General features: G+C 68.8%; 17 protein-coding genes. All 17 read left to right on the top strand.

Going from position 1 to position 19,417, the window contains the following annotated elements:
* The first annotated feature begins 153 nt into the window (after nt 1–153).
* The 17 genes from pyrR to metK all read left to right on the top strand — a co-directional run bounded on the left by pyrR (nt 154) and on the right by metK (nt 19,336).
* Nucleotides 154–786 carry a bifunctional pyr operon transcriptional regulator/uracil phosphoribosyltransferase PyrR gene (gene pyrR, locus ABD116_RS06395; RefSeq protein ID WP_343965834.1) on the top strand — a complete coding sequence of 211 codons (633 nt, stop codon included), beginning with the start codon at nt 154–156 and terminating at the stop codon, nt 784–786.
* Entirely contained in the window at nt 783–1,724 is a 942-nt protein-coding gene (locus ABD116_RS06390) for an aspartate carbamoyltransferase catalytic subunit (protein ID WP_343965831.1), read from the top strand. The genes pyrR and ABD116_RS06390 overlap by 4 nt, the downstream gene beginning before the upstream one ends.
* Complete coding sequence (locus ABD116_RS06385; protein ID WP_343965828.1) at nt 1,721–3,013, top strand: dihydroorotase; 1,293 nt, start codon at nt 1,721–1,723, stop codon at nt 3,011–3,013. Before ABD116_RS06390 ends, ABD116_RS06385 begins: the two co-directional genes overlap by 4 nt.
* The gene (locus tag ABD116_RS06380) at nt 3,010–3,498 is read left to right on the top strand and encodes a PH-like domain-containing protein (RefSeq protein WP_343965826.1); all 489 of its coding nucleotides are present in this window, start codon (nt 3,010–3,012) and stop codon (nt 3,496–3,498) included. Before ABD116_RS06385 ends, ABD116_RS06380 begins: the two co-directional genes overlap by 4 nt.
* Nucleotides 3,495–4,649, top strand: coding sequence for a glutamine-hydrolyzing carbamoyl-phosphate synthase small subunit (gene carA, locus ABD116_RS06375; protein WP_343965824.1), 1,155 nt, complete (start codon nt 3,495–3,497; stop codon nt 4,647–4,649). Before ABD116_RS06380 ends, carA begins: the two co-directional genes overlap by 4 nt.
* Nucleotides 4,649–8,047, top strand: a complete 3,399-nt coding sequence (gene carB, locus ABD116_RS06370) for a carbamoyl-phosphate synthase large subunit (RefSeq protein ID WP_343965822.1) — start codon at nt 4,649–4,651, stop codon at nt 8,045–8,047. The genes carA and carB overlap by 1 nt, the downstream gene beginning before the upstream one ends.
* Nucleotides 8,047–9,108 carry a quinone-dependent dihydroorotate dehydrogenase gene (locus ABD116_RS06365; RefSeq protein WP_343965820.1) on the top strand — a complete coding sequence of 354 codons (1,062 nt, stop codon included), beginning with the start codon at nt 8,047–8,049 and terminating at the stop codon, nt 9,106–9,108. The genes carB and ABD116_RS06365 overlap by 1 nt, the downstream gene beginning before the upstream one ends.
* 17 nt (nt 9,109–9,125) lie before the next feature.
* Entirely contained in the window at nt 9,126–9,962 is an 837-nt protein-coding gene (pyrF, locus tag ABD116_RS06360) for an orotidine-5'-phosphate decarboxylase (protein WP_343965818.1), read from the top strand.
* A 47-nt stretch (nt 9,963–10,009) separates the two neighbouring features.
* Nucleotides 10,010–10,363, top strand: coding sequence for a hypothetical protein (locus ABD116_RS06355; protein ID WP_343965816.1), 354 nt, complete (start codon nt 10,010–10,012; stop codon nt 10,361–10,363).
* Nucleotides 10,360–10,752 (top strand): hypothetical protein, encoded by a 393-nt coding sequence (locus tag ABD116_RS06350; protein ID WP_343965814.1) that lies wholly within the window; start codon nt 10,360–10,362, stop codon nt 10,750–10,752. The genes ABD116_RS06355 and ABD116_RS06350 overlap by 4 nt, the downstream gene beginning before the upstream one ends.
* Before the next feature lie 174 nt (nt 10,753–10,926).
* Entirely contained in the window at nt 10,927–13,944 is a 3,018-nt protein-coding gene (locus ABD116_RS06345) for a polysaccharide deacetylase family protein (protein WP_343965812.1), read from the top strand.
* 144 nt (nt 13,945–14,088) lie between these two features.
* A complete protein-coding gene (mihF, locus tag ABD116_RS06340; RefSeq protein WP_026163363.1) occupies nt 14,089–14,403 on the top strand; it encodes an integration host factor, actinobacterial type in 315 nt (104 codons plus the stop codon).
* Between the two features lie 5 nt (nt 14,404–14,408).
* The gene (gene gmk / locus ABD116_RS06335; RefSeq protein ID WP_425552054.1) at nt 14,409–15,128 is read left to right on the top strand and encodes a guanylate kinase; all 720 of its coding nucleotides are present in this window, start codon (nt 14,409–14,411) and stop codon (nt 15,126–15,128) included.
* 4 nt (nt 15,129–15,132) lie between these two features.
* Entirely contained in the window at nt 15,133–15,441 is a 309-nt protein-coding gene (gene rpoZ / locus ABD116_RS06330) for a DNA-directed RNA polymerase subunit omega (protein WP_328325165.1), read from the top strand.
* Between the two features lie 25 nt (nt 15,442–15,466).
* Nucleotides 15,467–16,711, top strand: coding sequence for a bifunctional phosphopantothenoylcysteine decarboxylase/phosphopantothenate--cysteine ligase CoaBC (gene coaBC / locus ABD116_RS06325; protein ID WP_343965807.1), 1,245 nt, complete (start codon nt 15,467–15,469; stop codon nt 16,709–16,711).
* A 47-nt stretch (nt 16,712–16,758) separates the two neighbouring features.
* Nucleotides 16,759–17,901 carry a winged helix DNA-binding domain-containing protein gene (locus ABD116_RS06320; RefSeq protein ID WP_343965805.1) on the top strand — a complete coding sequence of 381 codons (1,143 nt, stop codon included), beginning with the start codon at nt 16,759–16,761 and terminating at the stop codon, nt 17,899–17,901.
* 241 nt (nt 17,902–18,142) lie between these two features.
* Nucleotides 18,143–19,336: a methionine adenosyltransferase gene (metK, locus tag ABD116_RS06315; protein WP_343965803.1), complete on the top strand. Its 1,194-nt coding sequence runs from the start codon at nt 18,143–18,145 to the stop codon at nt 19,334–19,336.
* Nucleotides 19,337–19,417: the final 81 nt, after the last annotated feature.

Raw genomic sequence — 19,417 nt, 5'->3', positions numbered from 1 at the left:
CATTTGATCAAACCCCCCACGGTTACACAGAGTAACAATATTCTGGTCGCGAGGCCAGCGTCAAGACGGCGTGTCACTTCCGATACCATGTCAAGTGGTCCGAACGTCCTTTAAAGACCCGTCCAGAGAGGCGGGAAAGGAGGAACGGTAGCGATGAGCCCTGCCTCGGTACCGCAGTCCGAGTCCGAAAGTGCACAAGTTTCTGCACCTCAGGACAAGGCTGTACCCCGCACAGTGCTGGATGCTTCCGATATTTCCCGGGCATTGACCCGGATCGCGCACGAGATCCTCGAGCGCAACAGGGGTGCCGACCCCGTCGTCCTGCTCGGCATTCCGACCCGCGGCGTGGGTCTGGCGACCCGCATCTCGGAGCGGATCGCGGCCGTCGAAGGGCGGAGCGTGCCGACGGGATCACTCGACGTGACGATGTACCGCGACGACATCGGCCTCAAACCGGCCCGCGCGCTCGAGCACACCGACATCCCGCCCGGCGGGATCGACGGCAAGGTCGTCGTACTGATCGACGACGTGCTGTTCTCCGGCCGCACCATCCGGGCCGCGCTGGACGCGATCGGCGACATCGGCCGGCCGAAGGCGGTCCAGCTGGCCGTCCTGGTCGACCGCGGCCACCGCGAGCTGCCGATCCGCGCGGACTACGTCGGCAAGAACCTGCCCACCTCGCTGGTCGAGCGGGTCACCGTCCACCTGACCGAGTACGACGGCACCGACGCCGTACTCATCGCCGACAAGACGCAGGCCGACAAGACGGGAGCCGTGGCGAAGTGAGGCATCTGCTGAGTGCTGGTGATCTGTCCAGCGATGAGGCCAACCTGATCCTCGACACCGCCGAGGAGATGCGGTCGCTGGCCGACCGGCCGATCAAGAAGCTGCCCGCCCTGCGCGGCCGCACGGTGGTGAACCTCTTCTTCGAGGACTCCACCCGGACCCGGATCTCGTTCGAGGCGGCCGCCAAGCGGCTGTCGGCCGATGTGATCAACTTCTCCGCCAAGGGCTCCAGCGTCAGCAAGGGCGAGAGCCTGAAGGACACCGCGCTGACCCTGCAGGCGATGGGCGCCGACGGCGTCGTCTGCCGGCACGGCTCGTCGGGCGCCCCGCACCTGCTGGCCACCTCGGGCTGGCTGAACGGCTCGGTGGTCAACGCCGGCGACGGCACCCACGAGCACCCGACCCAGGCCCTGCTGGACGCCTTCACGATGCGCCGCCACCTCGGCTCGCTCGACGGCCGCCGGATCACCATCGTCGGCGACGTCCTGCACAGCCGGGTCGCCCGGTCGAACGTGCTGCTGCTCTCGACGCTCGGCGCCGAGGTCACCGTGGTCGCGCCGCCGACGCTGCTCCCGGTCGACATGAGCACCTGGCCGTGCGCCACGTCGTACGACCTGGACGGCGCACTCGGCAAGAGCGACGCCGTGATGATGCTGCGCGTCCAGCGCGAGCGGATGGGCGACGCGTTCTTCCCCAGCGCCCGCGAGTACACCCGCCGGTACGGGCTGGACGTGCACCGGATGGCCCAGCTGCCCGACGAGGCGATCGTGCTGCACCCCGGCCCGATGAACCGCGGGATGGAGATCAGCGCCGAGGTCGCCGACTCGACCCGCTCGGTGATCGTCGAACAGGTCACGAACGGCGTGGCCGTCCGGATGGCCGTCCTTTATCTGCTGTTGTCAGGAAGCAACGAATCGTCAGAGGAGCAGACCGCATGACCGCGTACCTGATCACCGGAGCCAGCATCGTCGGCGGTGAGGTGGCGGATCTGCTGATCGACAACGGGGAGATCGTTGCTGTCGGCACCGGACTCGAAGCGCCGGCCGAGGCCGAGACGATCGACGCCACCGGCCTGATCGCGCTCCCCGGTCTGGTCGACCTGCACACCCACCTGCGCGAGCCCGGCCGCGAGGACGCGGAAACGGTGCTCACCGGCACCCGGTCCGCGGCGCTCGGCGGCTTCACCGCCGTGTTCGCGATGGCCAACACCGATCCGGTCGCCGACACCGCCGGTGTCGTCGAGCAGGTCTGGCGCCTCGGCCGCGAAGCCGGGTACGCCGATGTCTACCCGATCGGCGCCGTCACGGTCGGCCGCCAGGGCACCCAACTGGCCGAGCTGGGCGCGATGGCCGACTCGGCCGCCCGCGTCCGGGTCTTCTCCGACGACGGCGACTGCGTCTGGGACGCGGCCCTGATGCGCCGCGCCCTCGAGTACGTGAAGGCCTTCGGCGGCACGATCGCCCAGCACGCGCAGGAGCCACGGCTGACCAAGGGCGCCCAGATGAACGAGGGCGCGCTGTCCGGCGTACTGGGTCTGACCGGCTGGCCGAGCGTGGCCGAGGAGTCGATCATCGCCCGCGACATCCTGCTCAACGCGCACGTCGGCTCGAAGCTGCACATCTGCCACCTGTCGACCAAGGGCTCGGTCGAGATCGTCCGGGCGGCCAAGCGGCGCGGCCTCGAGGTCACCGCCGAGGTGACGCCGCACCACCTGCTGCTCACCGAGGACCTGGCGGCGTCGTACAACCCGGTCTACAAGGTCAACCCGCCGCTGCGGACCAAGGCCGACGTCGAGGCGGTCCGCGAGGGCCTGGCCGACGGCACGATCGACATCGTCGCCACCGACCACGCGCCGCACCCGGTCGAGGACAAGGACTGTGAGTGGAGCGCGGCGGCGTTCGGTATGACCGGGCTGGAGACCGCGCTGAGCGTCGTCCAGCACACGATGATCGACAGCAAGCTGCTCACCTGGGCCGACCTGGCCGACCGGATGAGCTACCGGCCGGCCGCGATCGGCCAGATCACCGAGCACGGGCAGCCGCTCGAGGTCGGCGCCCCCGCCAACCTCGTGCTGGTCGACCCGGCCGCGGAGCGGACCGTAGTACCGACCGAGACCGCGTCGCTGTCGCGGAACACGCCCTTCGCCGGGATGAAGCTGCCCGGCAAGGTGACCGCGACCTTCCTCAGAGGCGAGCCCACAGTGCTGGGCGGGAAGCTCACCAAGTGAAGACCGTTCTAGGCATCATCGGCACGCTGGCGATCATCGGCGTGGGCTGGTTCGGCATGTACCGCGGCTGGCGCAACCGCCGGCGGCGGCAGGCCGACCTGGCCCCGCTGCCGGTCGTGCCGGACAGCAAGGTGAAGGGAGTCGAGGGCGTGTACGTCGCCACGACGACCGCCGGCGACTGGATGGACCGGATCGCCGTGCACGAACTCGGAGTCCGCAGTACCGCGGACCTGGCCGTCAGTGAGGCCGGCCTGATCTTCCACCGGCAGGGCGCGTCCGACGTGTTCATCCCGGTCGACCACCTGACCGGCGTCCGGACCGACCGCGGCATCGCGGGCAAGGTCACCGCCGAGGCCTCCGGGCTGGTCGTGGTCACCTGGACGCACGACGGCCACGAGCTCGACACCGGCTTCCGCCCCCGGCGCAAGGCCGACACCGCCCCGCTGACCGAATCCATCTCGACCCTGATCGGAGCCGAGTCATGAGCCAGGCTGCCACCCAGCCCACGCTGCACCAGGCGCAGCCCGCGCTGCTGGTCCTCGAGGACGGCCGCGCGTTCGCCGGCACGTCGTACGGGGCCACCGGCGAGACCTTCGGCGAGGCGGTGTTCACCACCGGGATGACCGGCTACCAGGAGACGCTGACCGACCCGTCGTACCACCGCCAGATCGTCACCCAGACCGCGCCGCACATCGGCAACACCGGCGTCAACGACGAGGACGACGAGTCGCAGCGGATCTGGGTCGCCGGGTACGTCGTCCGCGACCCCGCCCGCGTCCCGTCCAACTGGCGCGCCACCCGCTCGCTCGACGACCAGCTCAAGGGCCAGGGCATCGTCGGAATCTCCGGCATCGACACCCGCGCCCTGACCCGCCACCTGCGCGAGCGCGGCGCGATGCGAGCCGGTATCTCCACCGAGATCCTGGACGCCGAGGTACTGCTGCAGAAGGTGCTCGAGCAGCCGCCGATGGCTGGTGCCGACCTGGCCGGTCAGGTGACCACCACCGAGGCGTACGTCGTACCGGCCGAAGGAACCCGCAGGTTCACCGTCGTCGCGCTCGACCTCGGGATCAAGTCGATGACGCCGAAGCGGATGGCCGAGCGCGGCATCGAGGTACACGTGCTGCCGGCCGACGCCTCGCTCGAGGACGTGCTGGCGGTCGATCCGGACGGCATCTTCATGAGCAACGGACCGGGCGACCCGGAGACCACCGAGCACCCGACGGAGCTGCTCAAGGAGCTGCTGCAGCGGGGCAAGCCGTACTTCGGGATCTGCTTCGGCAACCAGGTCTTCGGCCGGGCGCTCGGGCTGGGCACCTTCAAGCTCAAGTACGGGCACCGCGGCATCAACCAGCCGGTACTCGACCGGGCCACCGGCAAGGTCGAGATCACCGCGCAGAACCACGGCTTCGCGGTCGACGCGCCGCTCGACTCCACGGTCGAGACGCCGTACGGCACCGCCGAGGTCAGTCACGTCTCGCTCAACGACAACGTCGTCGAAGGGCTCAAGCTGACGGGCAAGGACGGGAAGCCACTGGCCTTCTCGGTCCAGTACCACCCGGAGGCGGCAGCAGGGCCGCATGACTCGGCCTACTTGTTCGATCGTTTTGTTGAGCTGATGGAGGGTCGTCGCTGATGCCACGCCGTACAGATATCGACTCGGTGCTGGTGATCGGCTCCGGCCCGATCGTGATCGGCCAGGCCTGCGAGTTCGACTACTCCGGGACCCAGGCCTGCCGGGTGCTGAAGGAGGAGGGCTTCCGGGTCATCCTGGTCAACTCCAACCCGGCCACGATCATGACGGATCCGGAGTTCGCCGACGCGACCTACGTCGAGCCGATCACGCCGGAGTTCGTCGAGAAGGTGATCGAGAAGGAGCGCCCGAACGTCCTGCTCGCCACCCTGGGCGGCCAGACCGCGCTGAACGCGGCCATCTCGCTGCACGAGAACGGGGTGCTGGACAAGTACGGCGTCGAGCTGATCGGCGCCTCCGTGGACGCGATCCAGCGCGGTGAGAACCGCGAGTCGTTCAAGCAGATCGTGGAGAAGCTGGGCGCCTCGACGGCGACCTCGCGGATCTGCCACTCGATCGACGACGTGCTCGGTGCCGCCGACGAGCTCGGCTACCCGCTGGTGGTCCGGCCGTCGTTCACGATGGGCGGCGTCGGTTCCGGGATGGCCTACGACGAGGCCGACCTGCGCCGGATCGCCGGCGCCGGCCTTTCCGCCAGCCCGACCACCGAGGTGCTGATCGAGGAGTCGATCGTCGGCTGGAAGGAGTACGAGCTGGAGGTGATGCGCGACAAGGCGGACAACGTCGTGATCATCTGCTCGATCGAGAACGTCGACCCGATGGGCGTGCACACCGGCGACTCGGTCACCGTCGCGCCGGCGATGACGCTGACCGATCGCGAGTACCAGACCATGCGGACCCTTGCCATCGGCATCATCCGCGAGGTCGGCGTCGACACCGGCGGCTGCAACATCCAGTTCGCGGTGAACCCGGCCGACGGCCGGCTGATCGTGATCGAGATGAACCCGCGGGTGTCCCGCTCGTCCGCGCTGGCCTCGAAGGCGACCGGCTTCCCGATCGCCAAGATCGCCGCCAAGGTCGCGATCGGCTACACCCTGGACGAGATCCCGAACGACATCACCAAGCAGACCCCGGCCAGCTTCGAGCCGACCCTGGACTACGTGGTCGTCAAGGTGCCGCGGTTCGCGTTCGAGAAGTTCCCGGCCGCGGACGCGACGCTGACCACGCACATGAAGAGCGTCGGCGAGGCGATGGCGATCGGGCGCAACTACACCGAGGCGCTGCAGAAGGCGCTGCGGTCGCTGGAGAAGCCCGAGGCCCGGTTCTCCTGGGCCGAGCCGCCGGCGTCCGAGCTGGAGCCGTTGCTGGAAGCAATCAAGACGCCGCACGACGGCCGGCTGCGCACGATCATGGACGCGATCCGGGCCGGCGCGACGCCGGAGCAGATCTTTGACGCGACCAAGATCGACCCGTGGTTCGTGGACCAGATGTACCTGATCCACGAGACCGCCGGCCAGGTCGCGGCTGCTCCGCGGCTGACGCCCGACATCATCAAGCTCGCCAAGCGGCACGGGTTCTCCGACCTGCAGCTGGCCGAGATCCGCGATCTGACCGAGGACGTCGTCCGCGGCGTCCGGCAGGCGCTCGGGATCCGGCCGGTCTACAAGACGGTCGACACCTGCGCGGCCGAGTTCGCGGCCGCGACGCCGTACCACTACTCGTCGTACGACGAGGAGAGCGAGGTCGCGCCGCGCGAGACGCCGGCCGTCCTCATCCTCGGCTCGGGGCCGAACCGGATCGGCCAGGGGATCGAGTTCGACTACTCCTGCGTGCACGCGTCGATGGCGCTGCGCGAGGCCGGCTACTGCACGGTGATGGTCAACTGCAACCCCGAGACCGTCTCCACCGACTACGACACCTCCGACCGGCTGTACTTCGAGCCGCTCACCTGCGAGGACGTCCTGGAGATCGTGTACGCCGAGATGCAGGCCGGCCCGGTCGCCGGGGTCATCGTCCAGCTGGGTGGCCAGACGCCACTCGGCCTGGCCCAGCGGCTGAGCGACGCCGGGGTACCGATCGTCGGCACCTCGCCCGAGGCGATCCATCTGGCCGAGGAGCGCGGCGCGTTCGGCAAGGTGCTGTCCGACGCGAACCTGCCGGCGCCCAAGCACGGCACCGCGATGTCGTTCGGGGAAGCCCAGGAGATCGCCACCGAGATCGGCTTCCCGGTCCTGGTCCGGCCGTCGTACGTGCTCGGCGGCCGCGGCATGGAGATCGTCTACTCCGAGGCCGAGCTGACCGCCGCGCTCGAGCGGCTCAGTGGGGGAGCGCTGTCGGCCAACTGGGAGCACCCGGTGCTGATCGACCGGTTCCTCGACGACGCGGTGGAGATCGACGTCGACGGGCTGTTCGACGGCGACGAGCTGTTCCTGGGCGGCGTGATGGAACACATCGAGGAGGCCGGGGTGCACTCGGGCGACTCGTCCTGCGCGCTGCCGCCGATCACGCTGGGCAGTGCGGACATCCAGAAGATCCGCGAGTCGACCGAGGCGATCGCCCGCGGCATCGGCGTACGGGGTCTGCTGAACATCCAGTTCGCGCTGGCCGGCGACGTGCTCTACGTGCTGGAGGCGAACCCGCGCGCGTCGCGGACGGTTCCGTTCGTGTCGAAGGCGACCGCGACGCCGCTGGCGAAGGCGGCCGCCCGGGTGATGCTCGGGGCAACCATCGCCGATCTGCGCGCCGAGGGCATGCTCCCGGCTGTGGGTGACGGTGGGACGCTGCCGGCGTCGACGCCGATCGCGGTGAAGGAAGCCGTGATGCCGTTCAACCGGTTCCGGACCATCGACGGCGCGTCCGTCGACACGGTGCTCGGGCCGGAGATGCGGTCGACCGGTGAGGTGATGGGGATCGACACCACCTTCGGTACCGCGTTCGCCAAGTCGCAGGCGGGTGCGTCGCAGCCGCTGCCGACGGCCGGCAAGGTGTTCGTGTCGGTCGCGAACCGGGACAAGCGGCACATGATCTTCCCGGTCAAGCGGCTGGCCGACCTCGGCTTCCAGATCTACGCCACCGAGGGCACCGCCGACGTACTGCGCCGCAACGGCGTCCAGGCCGTGACGGTCCGCAAGAGCAGCCAGGGTCCCGGCCCGAACGGTGAGCCGACGATCGTCCAGATGGTCCAGGACGGCGAGCTCAACCTGATCGTCAACACCCCGATCGGCATCACCAAGGACGGCTCCCCGCGCCTCGACGGCTACGAGATCCGCAGCGCCGCCGTGGCCCGCAACATCCCTTGCATCACCACGATCCAAGGGCTCGGGGCAGCGGTACAGGGCATCGAGGCACAGCAGGCAGGAGACATCGGCGTCCGCTCGCTGCAGGACTGGGCAAGCCGCATCCGCGGCGACCAGGAGGCGCCGGCTGGCGCCTCGCCAACGGGCCCGACGGGCTACGCCTCCGCGTCTTCCCTCGCCTCGCCGCCGCAGGCGGCGAGTTGATGTACCGGCGGCTTGTCCGGCCTCTCCTCTACCGCTTGGGTAGGGGTGATGCCGAGGTTGCTCATGAGCAGACGCTTCACGGGATGCGGCGGTTGAGCCGCATCCCGGGGGCGGTGCCCGCACTCAACCGTTCGTACGGCGCTTTGCCGGCCGGCCTCGAGCGGACCGTCTTCGGCGTGCGCTTCCCCAGCCCAGTCGGGCTGGCGGCGGGGATGGACAAGAACGGGGTGGCGTTGCCTGCATGGCGCGCGCTCGGGTTCGGGTTCGTCGAGGTCGGGACGGTGACCGCGCGGCCGCAGCCGGGGAACGAGAAGCCCCGGCTGTTCCGGCTGGTCGAGAGCGAAGCGATCATCAACCGGATGGGCTTCAACAACGAGGGCTCCGAGCCACTCGCCCGCAGGCTGGCGGCGTACGGGGATCTCGGCTACCCACTCGGCATCAGCATCGGCAAGTCCAAGGTGACCCCACTGGAGGACGCGGTCGGCGACTACGTCACCTCACTCCAGCGCCTCTACCGGTACGGCGACTACTTCGCCGTCAACGTGAGCTCACCCAACACCCCCGGACTGCGCTCTCTCCAGGACTCCGGCCACCTCCGCGAACTGCTCACCGCCCTGCACACCGAGGCAAAGGCCCTGAGCACCGGCGGCCGCGACCCGAAGCCGATCCTGGTCAAGATCGCGCCCGACCTGACCGAGCAGGCGATCGACGAACTGCTGGGCGTCTGCACCGACGTCGGCGTCGCCGGCATCATCGCCACCAACACGACGATCGGCCGCGCCGGCCTCGCCCCCGCCGACGAGTGGCAGGCCGCGCAGACCGGCGGTCTCTCCGGCCGGCCCCTCACCGAGATCTCCGCCAAAACAGTCGCCCACATCAACGCCGAGACCGGGGGAGCGCTCCCCATCATCGGCGTCGGCGGCATCCTCGACCCCGACGATGCCGTCCGCCTCTTCGACGCGGGTGCCAGCCTGGTCCAGATCTACACCGGCCTGATCTACCGCGGCCCAGGCTTGGTACGCCGTACCAACCGCCGCCTCGCCCACAAGGGAACCGAATGAGAGAGCGAGAACGCCCCATGAGCAGCCAGCCCTTCGGAACCAGGTTGCGCGCGGCCATGAACGAACGCGGCCCGCTCTGCGTCGGCATCGACCCGCACTCGCACCTGCTCGACCAGTGGGGTCTGCCCGACACCGCCGAAGGCCTGGCCTCGTTCACCTACGGTGTCGTCGATGCGCTGGCCGACCGGGTCGCCGTCTTCAAGCCGCAGTCAGCGTTCTTCGAGCGGTTCGGCTCGGCCGGGATCTACGTGCTGGAGCAGGCGACCATCAAGCTCCGCGAGGCCGGCGCGCTGGTGATCATCGACGCCAAGCGCGGCGACATCGGCTCGACGATGGCCGGCTACGCAGCGGCGTACCTGGCAGAGAAGGGCCCGCTCGCCTGCGACGCGCTCACCGTCAGCCCGTACCTCGGCTTCGGCTCGCTGCAGCCGGCGATCGACGAGGCGCGCGAGGCCGGCGCTGGGCTGTTCGTGCTGGCGCTGACGTCCAACCCCGAGGGCCCGCAGTTCCAGTCAGCGCGCACGGTCGACGGACCGACCGTGGCCGGTGCCGTGCTCGACGGTCTGCGCGAGCTCAACGCCGACGCCGACGACCTGGGCTCGTTCGGCGCCGTCGTCGGCGCGACGATCAAGTCGACGGGGGAGGACCTCGACATCCGCGGCCCGCTGCTCGCCCCGGGGCTCGGCGCGCAGGGCGGGACGGCCGAGGGGCTGAAAGATGTCTTCGGTTCGGCGGTGCGCAACGTCGTACCGTCCAGCTCTCGTGAGATCCTCGGTGCCGGCCCGGACGCCGCTTCGCTGCGCGATGCCGCCGATCGCGCGAACGACGCGTTCCGGGCCGTGCTGGGTTACTGACACGTTGAACGAGAGTTGGGTCTGGAATGCGTAAGGGTGCTGCCCTGGTGGCGGTAGTGGTGTTGAGCGGCGCAACCTTGACGGCCTGTGCGGGTGGCGCCAACTACTGCAGCGAGCTGCAGAACTACGGCGAGGCGGTCAAGAACTTCAAGGATCTGAGCGATCCCGAGACCGTCGACAAGCTGAGCACCGAGGCGAAGAAGCTGTCGAAGTCGTCGCCGGCCGAGCTGAAGGACAGCTGGAAGGTGATGAGCCAGTACCTGGCCGACGTGAAGGACGCCGGCGGCGACAAGGCCAGGCTGGATCAGCTGGCCAAGGACAGCGGCCCGGAGCTGGTGACCGCCGGCGAGGCGATCGCGAAACAGGGCAAGGACACCTGCAACGTCACCATCTCGAGTTGAGGACGAACCAGCTGATGCGACGTATCGCCGTCACGACCGCAACGATCGCGATCGCGGCCACCGGGCTGACCGCCTGCACGGACGCGCAGGCCTACTGTGTCGACCTGGCGGGTTATGCAGCGTCGGCGACAAATGTCGATCCGGCCAAGCCGGCCGACTACGTGAAGATCCTCGACGATGCGAAGAAGCTCCGCGACAGCGCGCCGGACGAGGTCAAGGACGACTGGAAAGTGATCGTCGGCTTCGCCGAAAAAGCCCAGAAGGCCGGGAAGAACGAGGTCGAGCTGGCCCGGCTGGCCAAGCAGCTCGGGCCCGTGACGTCCGCCTACAAGGCGATCGCGACCCAGGCCAAGGACTCCTGCAAGGTCGACGTGCCCAAGCTCAACTGAGCCTGAGCAGTCCGTCGAGGAGCCGGGCCGCACACGGCCCGGAGTCGGCCGAAAGCGCACGGTCGGCTCGTATCCGAAACTGTCTTCCGGTGCTAGCCTCATCCTCGGGGGGACGACCGCGCTTCGAGCGGCGTCCTTAGGGTTGGATTCGCATCAGATGCCAGGGGGGCCTCGGTGTCAGTGTCAGGCTTGGTCAAGTCACGCGCCGTTCGGATCACCGCCGCGCTCGCGGTAGTGGTTTCGGGCGGACTGTTCACGTTCACCACGCAGGCTCAGGCCGCGGGTGAAACTGTTGTGTCCCTGACGTTCAACGACGGGCTCATGTCGCAGTACCAGCACGCGCGGCCGGTACTGCTCGCCCACAACGTGCAAGGGACGTTCTATCTGTCCAGCAGAGTGGTGGAGGCGAACGCCCCGGGCTACATGGCCACCTGGCACGCCGACGCGCTCTACCGCGACGGCGACGAGATCGGTGGTGTGACGACGGACCACGTCGACCTCACCGATCCGGGCACCACACAGCAGTACAAGATCGACCAGGTCTGTGGCGACAAGCAACGACTCACCACCCTGGGGTACGACCCGCAGAGCTTCAGCTACCCGTTCGCCGCGGTGAACGCGAACGCGGAGAGCATCGTCCAGGGTTGTGGCTACCTGTCCGGCCGGACCGTCGGCGGCCTGGACGCGAACTCCGGCCCGTACGCCGAGCAGCTCCCGCCGGCTGATGCCTTCCGGCTCAGCACCGCCAACTTCGGCGGCGGCCAGCTCCAGCTCGCCGACCTGCAGAACGCGGTGAATGTTGCCGCTAGCAACGGTGGCGGCTGGCTGCCGATCGCGTTCAACAACGTCTGCGACTCGACCGCCTCGGACTACTCCAGCTGCATGGGCGGCTACCAGTCGCTCGACAAGGACGTGCTGTCGGCGTTCATCGACTGGCTGCAGAGCACCGACGCGCCGGCCGGTACGACGATCAAGCGGGTCCGCGACGTGATGGGTGCCGCCGCGCAGCCGCCGTTGCCGCCGCGGCCGACGGTGGTCTCGCTCACCTTCGACGACGGCGATCTCAGCCAATACGGGACGCGGACGATGTTCGCGACCCACAACATGCACGGCACCTTCTACATCAACAGCGGTGCGGTGGACGCTGCAGAACCCGGCGCGATGACGTGGACCCAGATCCACGCGCTCCAGGCCGACGGACACGACATCGGCGGACACACGCTCGACCACGTCGACATGACCGCCGCGGACACCAGCTTCGACTACCGCTGGCACCAGGCCTGTGACGACCGGGCCCGGCTGCAGGCGCTGGGCTTCTCGCCGGCCAGCTTCGCCTACCCGTTCGCGGCCTTCAACGCGCAGGCCGTCAGCATCATCAAGGGCTGTGGCTACCAGTCCGGCCGCAGTGGCGGCAGCCTCCTGGTGGGTGGCCCGCTCTACAGCGAGTCGATCCCACCGTCCGAGCCCTTCAGCTTCAAGGCGCTCGGTACGACGTACGACGGTCCGATCACGCTGCAGTGGCTGCAGGACGCCGTCAACGGTCCGGCCGACCGGGCCGGCGGCTGGGTGCCGATGCTGTTCCACGACATCTGCTACGCGGGCAGCGCGAACTTCGACGCCTGCATGGCCGGCTACCGCCCGGTCTCCGACACGACGCTCAGCCAGTTCATGGACTGGTTGACCGCCAACGCGAGCCGCGGCATCTCGGTCAAGACCGTCGCCGACGTGATGGGTGGCGGGCAGACGATCCCGAACCCGATCGTCACCGCACCGACGGCCGGCCAGACGGTCAGTCCTGCCCCGACAGTGAGCGGCAGTGCGCAGGCGACCGGCGGCAACGTCACCGTCTCGGTCTACTCCGGCCCCTACAGCACCGGTACGCCCGTACTGACGGTCAACGCCGGCAACAACAGTGGTGCCTGGACAACGACGCTCCCCGGACCGCTTGCGAATGGCACCTACACCGTCCAGGCACAGCAGACCGGCAACGGCCTGACCGGCTTCAGCGCGCCGCGGACCTTCGTGGTCTCCGACACGGTCGACACGACCCCACCGGCGATCGCGATCACCGCGCCGGCGAACAACTCGAGGGTGAACGACACGACACCGACCATCAGTGGCACCGGTGGCACGGCGACCGGTGACGCCGCCACGACGACAGTGCGCATCTACAACGGTGCCACTCCGACCGGTACGCCGCGCTCGACGACGACTGTGCCGATCACGGCCGGGGCCTGGTCTGTGACCTCCGCAGCGCTTCCACAGGGCGCCTACACCGCGCAGGCCACCCAGACCGACGCGGCCGGCAACGTCGGTACCAACACGTCGACCTTCACGGTGGACACGACCAAGCCGATCGTCCGGATCAACAGTCCGCTCACCAACACGGCTGTGACCTCGACGGCGCCGTTCACGGTGTCCGGCACGACCGGCACACTGGCCGGTGACACCACTGCGGTCAGCCTGAGGGTCTTCGCGGGCAGCGGCACCACCGGAGCACTGGTCGCCACCTTGCCCAGTACTGCGGCCGCGGGCGCCTGGTCGGCCGACGTGGCGGGCCTCGCCGCCGGGACGTACACGTTGAGTGCCATGACCACGGACACCGCCGGCAACATCGGCCTCAGCAACAACGTGGTCGTCCAGGTGCGCAGCGCAATGACGGTCACCTCGTTGTCGCCGAACGCGATCGGCCAAGGCGTCACCGGAAAGGCCTTCGCGATCAACGGCACCGGCTTCACGGCCGCGTCGACGCCGTCCTTCCCCGGTGCGGGGGTGACGATGACGTCGTTCACCTTCGTCAGCGCGACCCGGATCAATGTGGTGCTGACCGCCGACGCCGCGGCGACCGTCGCCCGGAGCAACGTCGTGGTCAGCCGGGCCGGCACCTTCGACGCGGTGTGTGCCAACTGCCTGATCCTGAACGCGTCACCGAAGCCGACCAGTGTCAGCCCGGCGACGGTGTCCAGGGGACTGCTCAAGTCGTTCACGATCAACGGCAGCGGGTTCACCTCGTCCAGCCAGGTCACCTTCTCGGGCGGGGCCGGGATCAACATCTTGATGATCAGCCGGACGGCGACCCAGATCAGCATCACGACGTCCTCGATCAGCGGCGCGGCCGGTGTCCGCAACGTCACGGTGACGAACCCTGACGGCGGCGTCGGGACCTGTATCGGCTGCCTCACGATCACGTAGGGCGACAGCTCCAGCCGGTTCGGCGACGACGGTGTTCGGACTCAGGTCCGGATGCCGTCGTCGCGGCTTGGTGTGTTGTTTGCTGTCGGAGGGAGTGTTTGGCTAGGTTCACCTGCGAAGACACACAACGGGACAGGTGAGACGGTGCCACTTCCATCTTTGACCCCGGAGCAGCGCGCGGCTGCTCTGGACAAGGCTGCGGCCGCACGGCGCGAGCGTGCGGAGATCAAGAACCGGATCAGGCACTCGGGGGCGTCTCCTACGGAGGTGCTGCACGAGGGGCAGACCAACGACGTGATCGGCAAGATGCGGGTCAGCGCGCTGCTGCAGTGCGTGCCCGGCGTCGGCAAGGTGCGGGCCCAGCAGATCATGGAGCGGGCCGGCATCTCCGAGACCCGCCGGGTCCGCGGTCTGGGCACGAACCAGATCGCCGCGCTGATGCGCGAGTTCGCCGAGTGACGCCGATGATGCAGACTGAGCTGACCTCGACCGAGCTGACGTCGAGCGAGCTGGAGTCGAGTGAGCTGGAGACAGACGTGGCCACGGGGAACGGTTCCACCGACGGAGCCCGGGACGGCGCTCAGAGCGGCGTACAGGGCGCCCAGGACGTCGGCGGCGCCCGGCTGACCGTGCTGGCCGGCCCGACAGCTGTCGGCAAGGGCACGGTGGCAGCCGACATCCGGGAGCGCTTCCCGGAGATCTGGATCTCGGTCTCGGCGACCACCCGCAAGGCCCGGCCGGGCGAGGTGCACGGCGTGCACTACCTGTTCGTCTCCGACGAGGAGTTCGACCGGATGATCGCCGACGACGAGCTGCTCGAGTGGGCCGTGGTGCACAAGGCGGCCCGCTACGGGACGCCCCGGCAGCCGGTCCTGGACAAGCTGGCCGAGGGCCGCCCGGCGCTGCTGGAGATCGATCTGCAGGGCGCCCGGCAGGTTCGCGAGACGATGCCGGAGGCGCATTTCGTCTTCCTGGCCCCGCCGAGCTGGGACGAACTGGTCCGCCGGCTGGTCGGCCGGGGGACCGAGACGGCGCAGGAGCGGGAGCGCCGCCTGGAGACCGCGACCCTCGAACTGGCCTCCGAGAAGGAGTTCGACGTGACGATCGTGAACGCGTCGGTTCGGGAAGCGGCCGATCAGTTGGTAAAGTTGATTCGATCACCCAACATCTCTGGAAAGAGCTGACATTTTGTCTGGCAACCAGCCCGTCGCCATCGGCATCACCTCCCCGCCGATCGACGACCTGCTCACCCACACCGACTCGAAGTACAAGCTGGTGCTGTACTCGGCCAAGCGGGCACGGCAGATCAACGCCTACTACTCCCAGCTCGGCGAAGGCCTGCTGGAGTACGTCGGACCGCTGGTCGAGACCCACGTCCAGGAGAAGCCGCTGTCGATCGCCATGCGCGAGATCAACGACGGCGTGCTGACCTGCACGGACATCGACCCCGAGGCCGAGGCGGAAGCCGCCGCTGCCGCCGCGGAGAAGTCCGAGTAATCACCCCTTTGAAATCGACACCGCGATGACGACCACAGGGCAGCGGCCGTCGGTGGTACTCGGCGTCGGTGGCGGGATCGCGGCGTACAAGGTCTGCGATCTGCTCCGCCGGCTGACCGAGTCCGGGCACAGTGTCCGGGTGGTGCCGACCGCGGCCGCCCTGGAGTTCGTCGGCGCCGCCACCTGGGCGGCGCTGTCGGGTCAGCCGGTGACGGCCGACCCGTTCGATGACGTTCACGAGGTCCCGCACGTCCGGATCGGCAAGGGCGCGGACCTCGTCGTCGTCGCGCCCGCGACCGCGAATCTGATCGCCAAGGCCGCCCATGGGCTGGCCGACGATCTGCTCACCAACACGCTCCTGACGGCCCGCTGCCCGATCCTGTTCGCGGCCGCGATGCACACCGAGATGTGGGAGCACCCGGCCACCCAGGCCAACGTCGCCACCCTGCGCTCGCGCGGTATCACCGTGCTGGACCCGGCCGTCGGCCGGCTGACCGGCGCCGATACCGGCCGTGGCCGGCTGCCCGAGCCGTCCGAGATCTTCGCCATCAGCCAGTTGATGCTGGCCGACGAGGCCGCGCGCGCTGCCGGCCAGTCGGTCGCCGATCTGACCGGCAAGCAGGTCCTGATCAGCGCCGGCGGCACCCGCGAGCACCTCGATCCAGTCCGGTACCTGGGCAACTCCTCGTCCGGCAAGCAGGGCTACGCGCTCGCCCGGATCGCGGCCGCCCGCGGTGCCAAGGTCACCCTGGTCGCCGCCAACTCCGAGCTCGCCGACCCGGCCGGCGTCGAGGTCGTCCAGGTCACCAGCACCCGGGACCTGTACGACGAGATCACCGGCCGCGCCGGCGACGCCGACGCGATCGTGATGGCCGCCGCGCCGGCCGACTTCCGCCCGGCCGACGTCGCCGAGCACAAGATCAAGAAGACCGGTGACGGCTCGGTCCCGGCCGTCAGCCTGATCGAGAACCCGGACATCCTGGCCACCATCTCGCACGACCGCCGGCGCACCGACCAGGTGATCGTCGGATTCGCCGCCGAGACCGGGGACGCCGAGCACAGCGTGCTGGAGCTCGGCCGCGCCAAGCTGGAGCGCAAGGGCTGCGACCTGCTCGTCGTCAACGACGTCTCCGGCGGCAAGGTCTTCGGCAGCGACCTGAACGAGGCGGTCATCCTCGACCGCGACGGCGCCGCCCTGCCGGTCCCGTCGGGCAGCAAGGACGCCTTGGCCGGTGTCATCTGGAACCTCGTCGCCACTCACTGGCACTGACCTACTTAGGACAGAAGCTGACCGCTTCTCGTCCTAGCCTTCATGGCATGGAGCTGAGTTGGCAGGCGGTTGTTGCACGGCGTCTCGCTAGGCACTATCTGGGCGTGCCCGCGAAGGGTGGCCCGGCGGACGTAGTACGGGCGATGGCTGGGGCTCATGCGCAGGTGTTGTCGGCGGCTGAGATCTCTGTGGCGCTGCGGTTGGATGGTGGGACGCGCGAGGACGTTCAGCGGGCGCTGTGGGACGACCGGAGCCTGGTGAAGACGTTCGGACCGCGGGGGACCGTTCATCTGCTGCCGAGCGATGAGCTGGCCAGTTGGGTGAGTGCCCTCGCCGCTCTGCAGCCGCCGAAGTCGACGGCGCCGCTGGTGATGCGGATGACGCCGGAGCAGACCGCTGAGGTGATTGCCGCGATCGGGGACGCGCTGGCCGATGACGAGCTGACCGTGGACGAGCTCAGCGACGAGGTGATCGGGCGGACGGGGCCATGGGCGGGGGATCTGGTGATGCCTGCCTTCCAGACGTTCTGGCCGCGGTGGCGGCAGGTGATCCCTGAGGCAGCCAACGCGGGGGTGCTTTGCTACGGGCCTAATCGCGGGCGCAATACGACGTACACGAATCCGCATCGGTTCGCGCCGTTCCAGCCGGTGAGTGCCGACAAGGCGCTCGGCGAGTTGTTGCGGCGGTTCCTCTGGTCCTACGGTCCGGCGAGGCCGCAGCACTTCGCTCGGTGGCTCAGCATCTCGCCGGTTGCCGCCGGCAAGGTGTTCACCGAGCGGGCGGACGAGTTGGAGGAGGTCGTGCTCGACGGTCAGCCTGCTTGGCTCGTGCGTGGTGACACCGACTTCAATAGCCCTGCGGCCCGTGGCGTCCGGCTACTTCCGTACTTCGACGCCTACGGCGTGGGCAGTCACCCGCGCGAGCTGCTCTTCCCCGGCAAGGCCTGGGATCGCGCTCTCGCCCGAGGCCAGGCCGGCAACTATCCGCTGCTGCTCGTCGACGGCATCGTCGCGGGTGTCTGGCACCAGCGCCGCAACGGCCGCAAACTCCACCTCACGGTCGAACCCCTCCGCACGCTCAAGCCGGCGCAACTCCGCCGGCTAGACGAGGAGGCCGACCGCCTCGGCACCATCGTCGGCGCCCAGCCGATGCTGACGATCGGCGAAGTCACGGTGGGCGCGCATGCCTGAGCCGGAATGGCTGTCGAGTAAGGCTCACCTTAGTTGCTGTGCGCAGAAATGCATCGCCTGATTTACGCGGGGATGTCCACGATGTGAGCGTAAGGTCTCAGTAATCGGGCGATTCGCGGCCGCTTCCGGGTCCGCGGAACGATCTGCTGGCATACTTCCAGGGAACACCGCGTGAGGTGGTGTGCGGGCGGGGGACGATCTCCCTTGCCGGGTGGCAGACGAGGAAATCCAGGGAGAATCCGTGGCACGGCGCCTTTTCACGTCCGAGTCGGTGACTGAAGGTCACCCGGACAAGATCGCTGACCAGATCAGTGACTCGATTCTCGACGCACTGCTGGCCGAGGACCCGAAGAGCCGCGTCGCGGTGGAGACGCTGGTGACCACCGGGCTGGTGGTGGTGGCCGGCGAGGTCACGACGTCGGCGTACGTGGACATCCCCGGCATCGTCCGGAACCGGATCCTCGAGATCGGCTACGACTCCTCCCTCAAGGGCTTCGACGGCGCGTCCTGTGGCGTCACGGTCGCCATCGGCAGCCAGTCGCCGGACATCGCGCAGGGTGTCGACACGGCGTACGAGACGCGCTCGGACCTGTCCGAGGACGCGCTCGACCTGCAGGGCGCCGGCGACCAGGGGCTGATGTTCGGCTACGCGTCGAACGAGACGCCCGAGCTGATGCCGCTCCCGATCACCATCGCGCACCGGCTGTCCGCGCGGCTGTCCGAGGTCCGCAAGGACGGCACGATGGCGTACCTGCGGCCGGACGGCAAGACCCAGGTGACGATCGAGTACGACGGTGACAAGGCCGTCCGGGTGCACACCGTGGTGGTGTCCAGCCAGCACGCGGCCGACATCAGCCTGGACTCGATGCTGTCGCCGGACGTGAAGAAGCATGTCGTCGACCCGGTGCTCGAGCAGTTCGACATCGACTCGACCGACTACCGGCTGCTGGTCAACCCGACCGGCCGGTTCGAGATCGGCGGCCCGATGGGCGACGCCGGGCTGACCGGCCGCAAGATCATCATCGACACCTACGGCGGGATGGCCCGCCACGGTGGCGGCGCGTTCTCGGGCAAGGACCCGTCGAAGGTCGACCGCTCGGCGGCGTACGCGATGCGCTGGGTGGCGAAGAACATCGTCGCCGCCGGCCTGGCCGCGCGGGCCGAGTGCCAGGTCGCCTACGCGATCGGCAAGGCGGCGCCGGTCGGCTTCTACGTCGACACCTTCGGCACCGAGACGGTCCCGGTGGACAAGATCAGCGACGCGGTGCTCGAGGTCTTCGATCTGCGCCCGGCCGCGATCATCCGTGACCTCGACCTGCTCCGCCCGATCTACGCGCAGACGGCCCGCAACGGCCACTTCGGACGTACCGGCGAAGCCTTCACCTGGGAGCGCACCGACCGCGTCGAAGCCCTGAAGGCAGCGGTCAACAAGTAGTCACCTCGCGCACCAAGTAGTCACCTTGCACACGAAGTAGTCACCTCGCGCACCAAGCGGTCACCTTGAACACCAAACGGC

Origin of the sequence: Kribbella koreensis (assembly GCF_039525325.1) — a bacterium.
Lineage (GTDB): Bacteria > Actinomycetota > Actinomycetes > Propionibacteriales > Kribbellaceae > Kribbella > Kribbella koreensis.
This window is presented reverse-complemented; position numbering and strand designations above follow the sequence as displayed.

What these genes read in the sequence shown, in the direction of transcription:
- pyrR (WP_343965834.1), top strand. Translation starts at nt 154, where the DNA reads ATGAGCCCTGCCTCGGTACCGCAGTCCGAGTCCGAAAGTGCACAAGTT.
- ABD116_RS06385 (WP_343965828.1), top strand. Translation starts at nt 1,721, where the DNA reads ATGACCGCGTACCTGATCACCGGAGCCAGCATCGTCGGCGGTGAGGTG.
- carA (WP_343965824.1), top strand. Translation starts at nt 3,495, where the DNA reads ATGAGCCAGGCTGCCACCCAGCCCACGCTGCACCAGGCGCAGCCCGCG.
- carB (WP_343965822.1), top strand. Translation starts at nt 4,649, where the DNA reads ATGCCACGCCGTACAGATATCGACTCGGTGCTGGTGATCGGCTCCGGC.
- ABD116_RS06365 (WP_343965820.1), top strand. Translation starts at nt 8,047, where the DNA reads ATGTACCGGCGGCTTGTCCGGCCTCTCCTCTACCGCTTGGGTAGGGGT.
- pyrF (WP_343965818.1), top strand. Translation starts at nt 9,126, where the DNA reads ATGAGCAGCCAGCCCTTCGGAACCAGGTTGCGCGCGGCCATGAACGAA.
- gmk (WP_425552054.1), top strand. Translation starts at nt 14,409, where the DNA reads ATGATGCAGACTGAGCTGACCTCGACCGAGCTGACGTCGAGCGAGCTG.
- coaBC (WP_343965807.1), top strand. Translation starts at nt 15,467, where the DNA reads ATGACGACCACAGGGCAGCGGCCGTCGGTGGTACTCGGCGTCGGTGGC.
- ABD116_RS06320 (WP_343965805.1), top strand. Translation starts at nt 16,759, where the DNA reads ATGGAGCTGAGTTGGCAGGCGGTTGTTGCACGGCGTCTCGCTAGGCAC.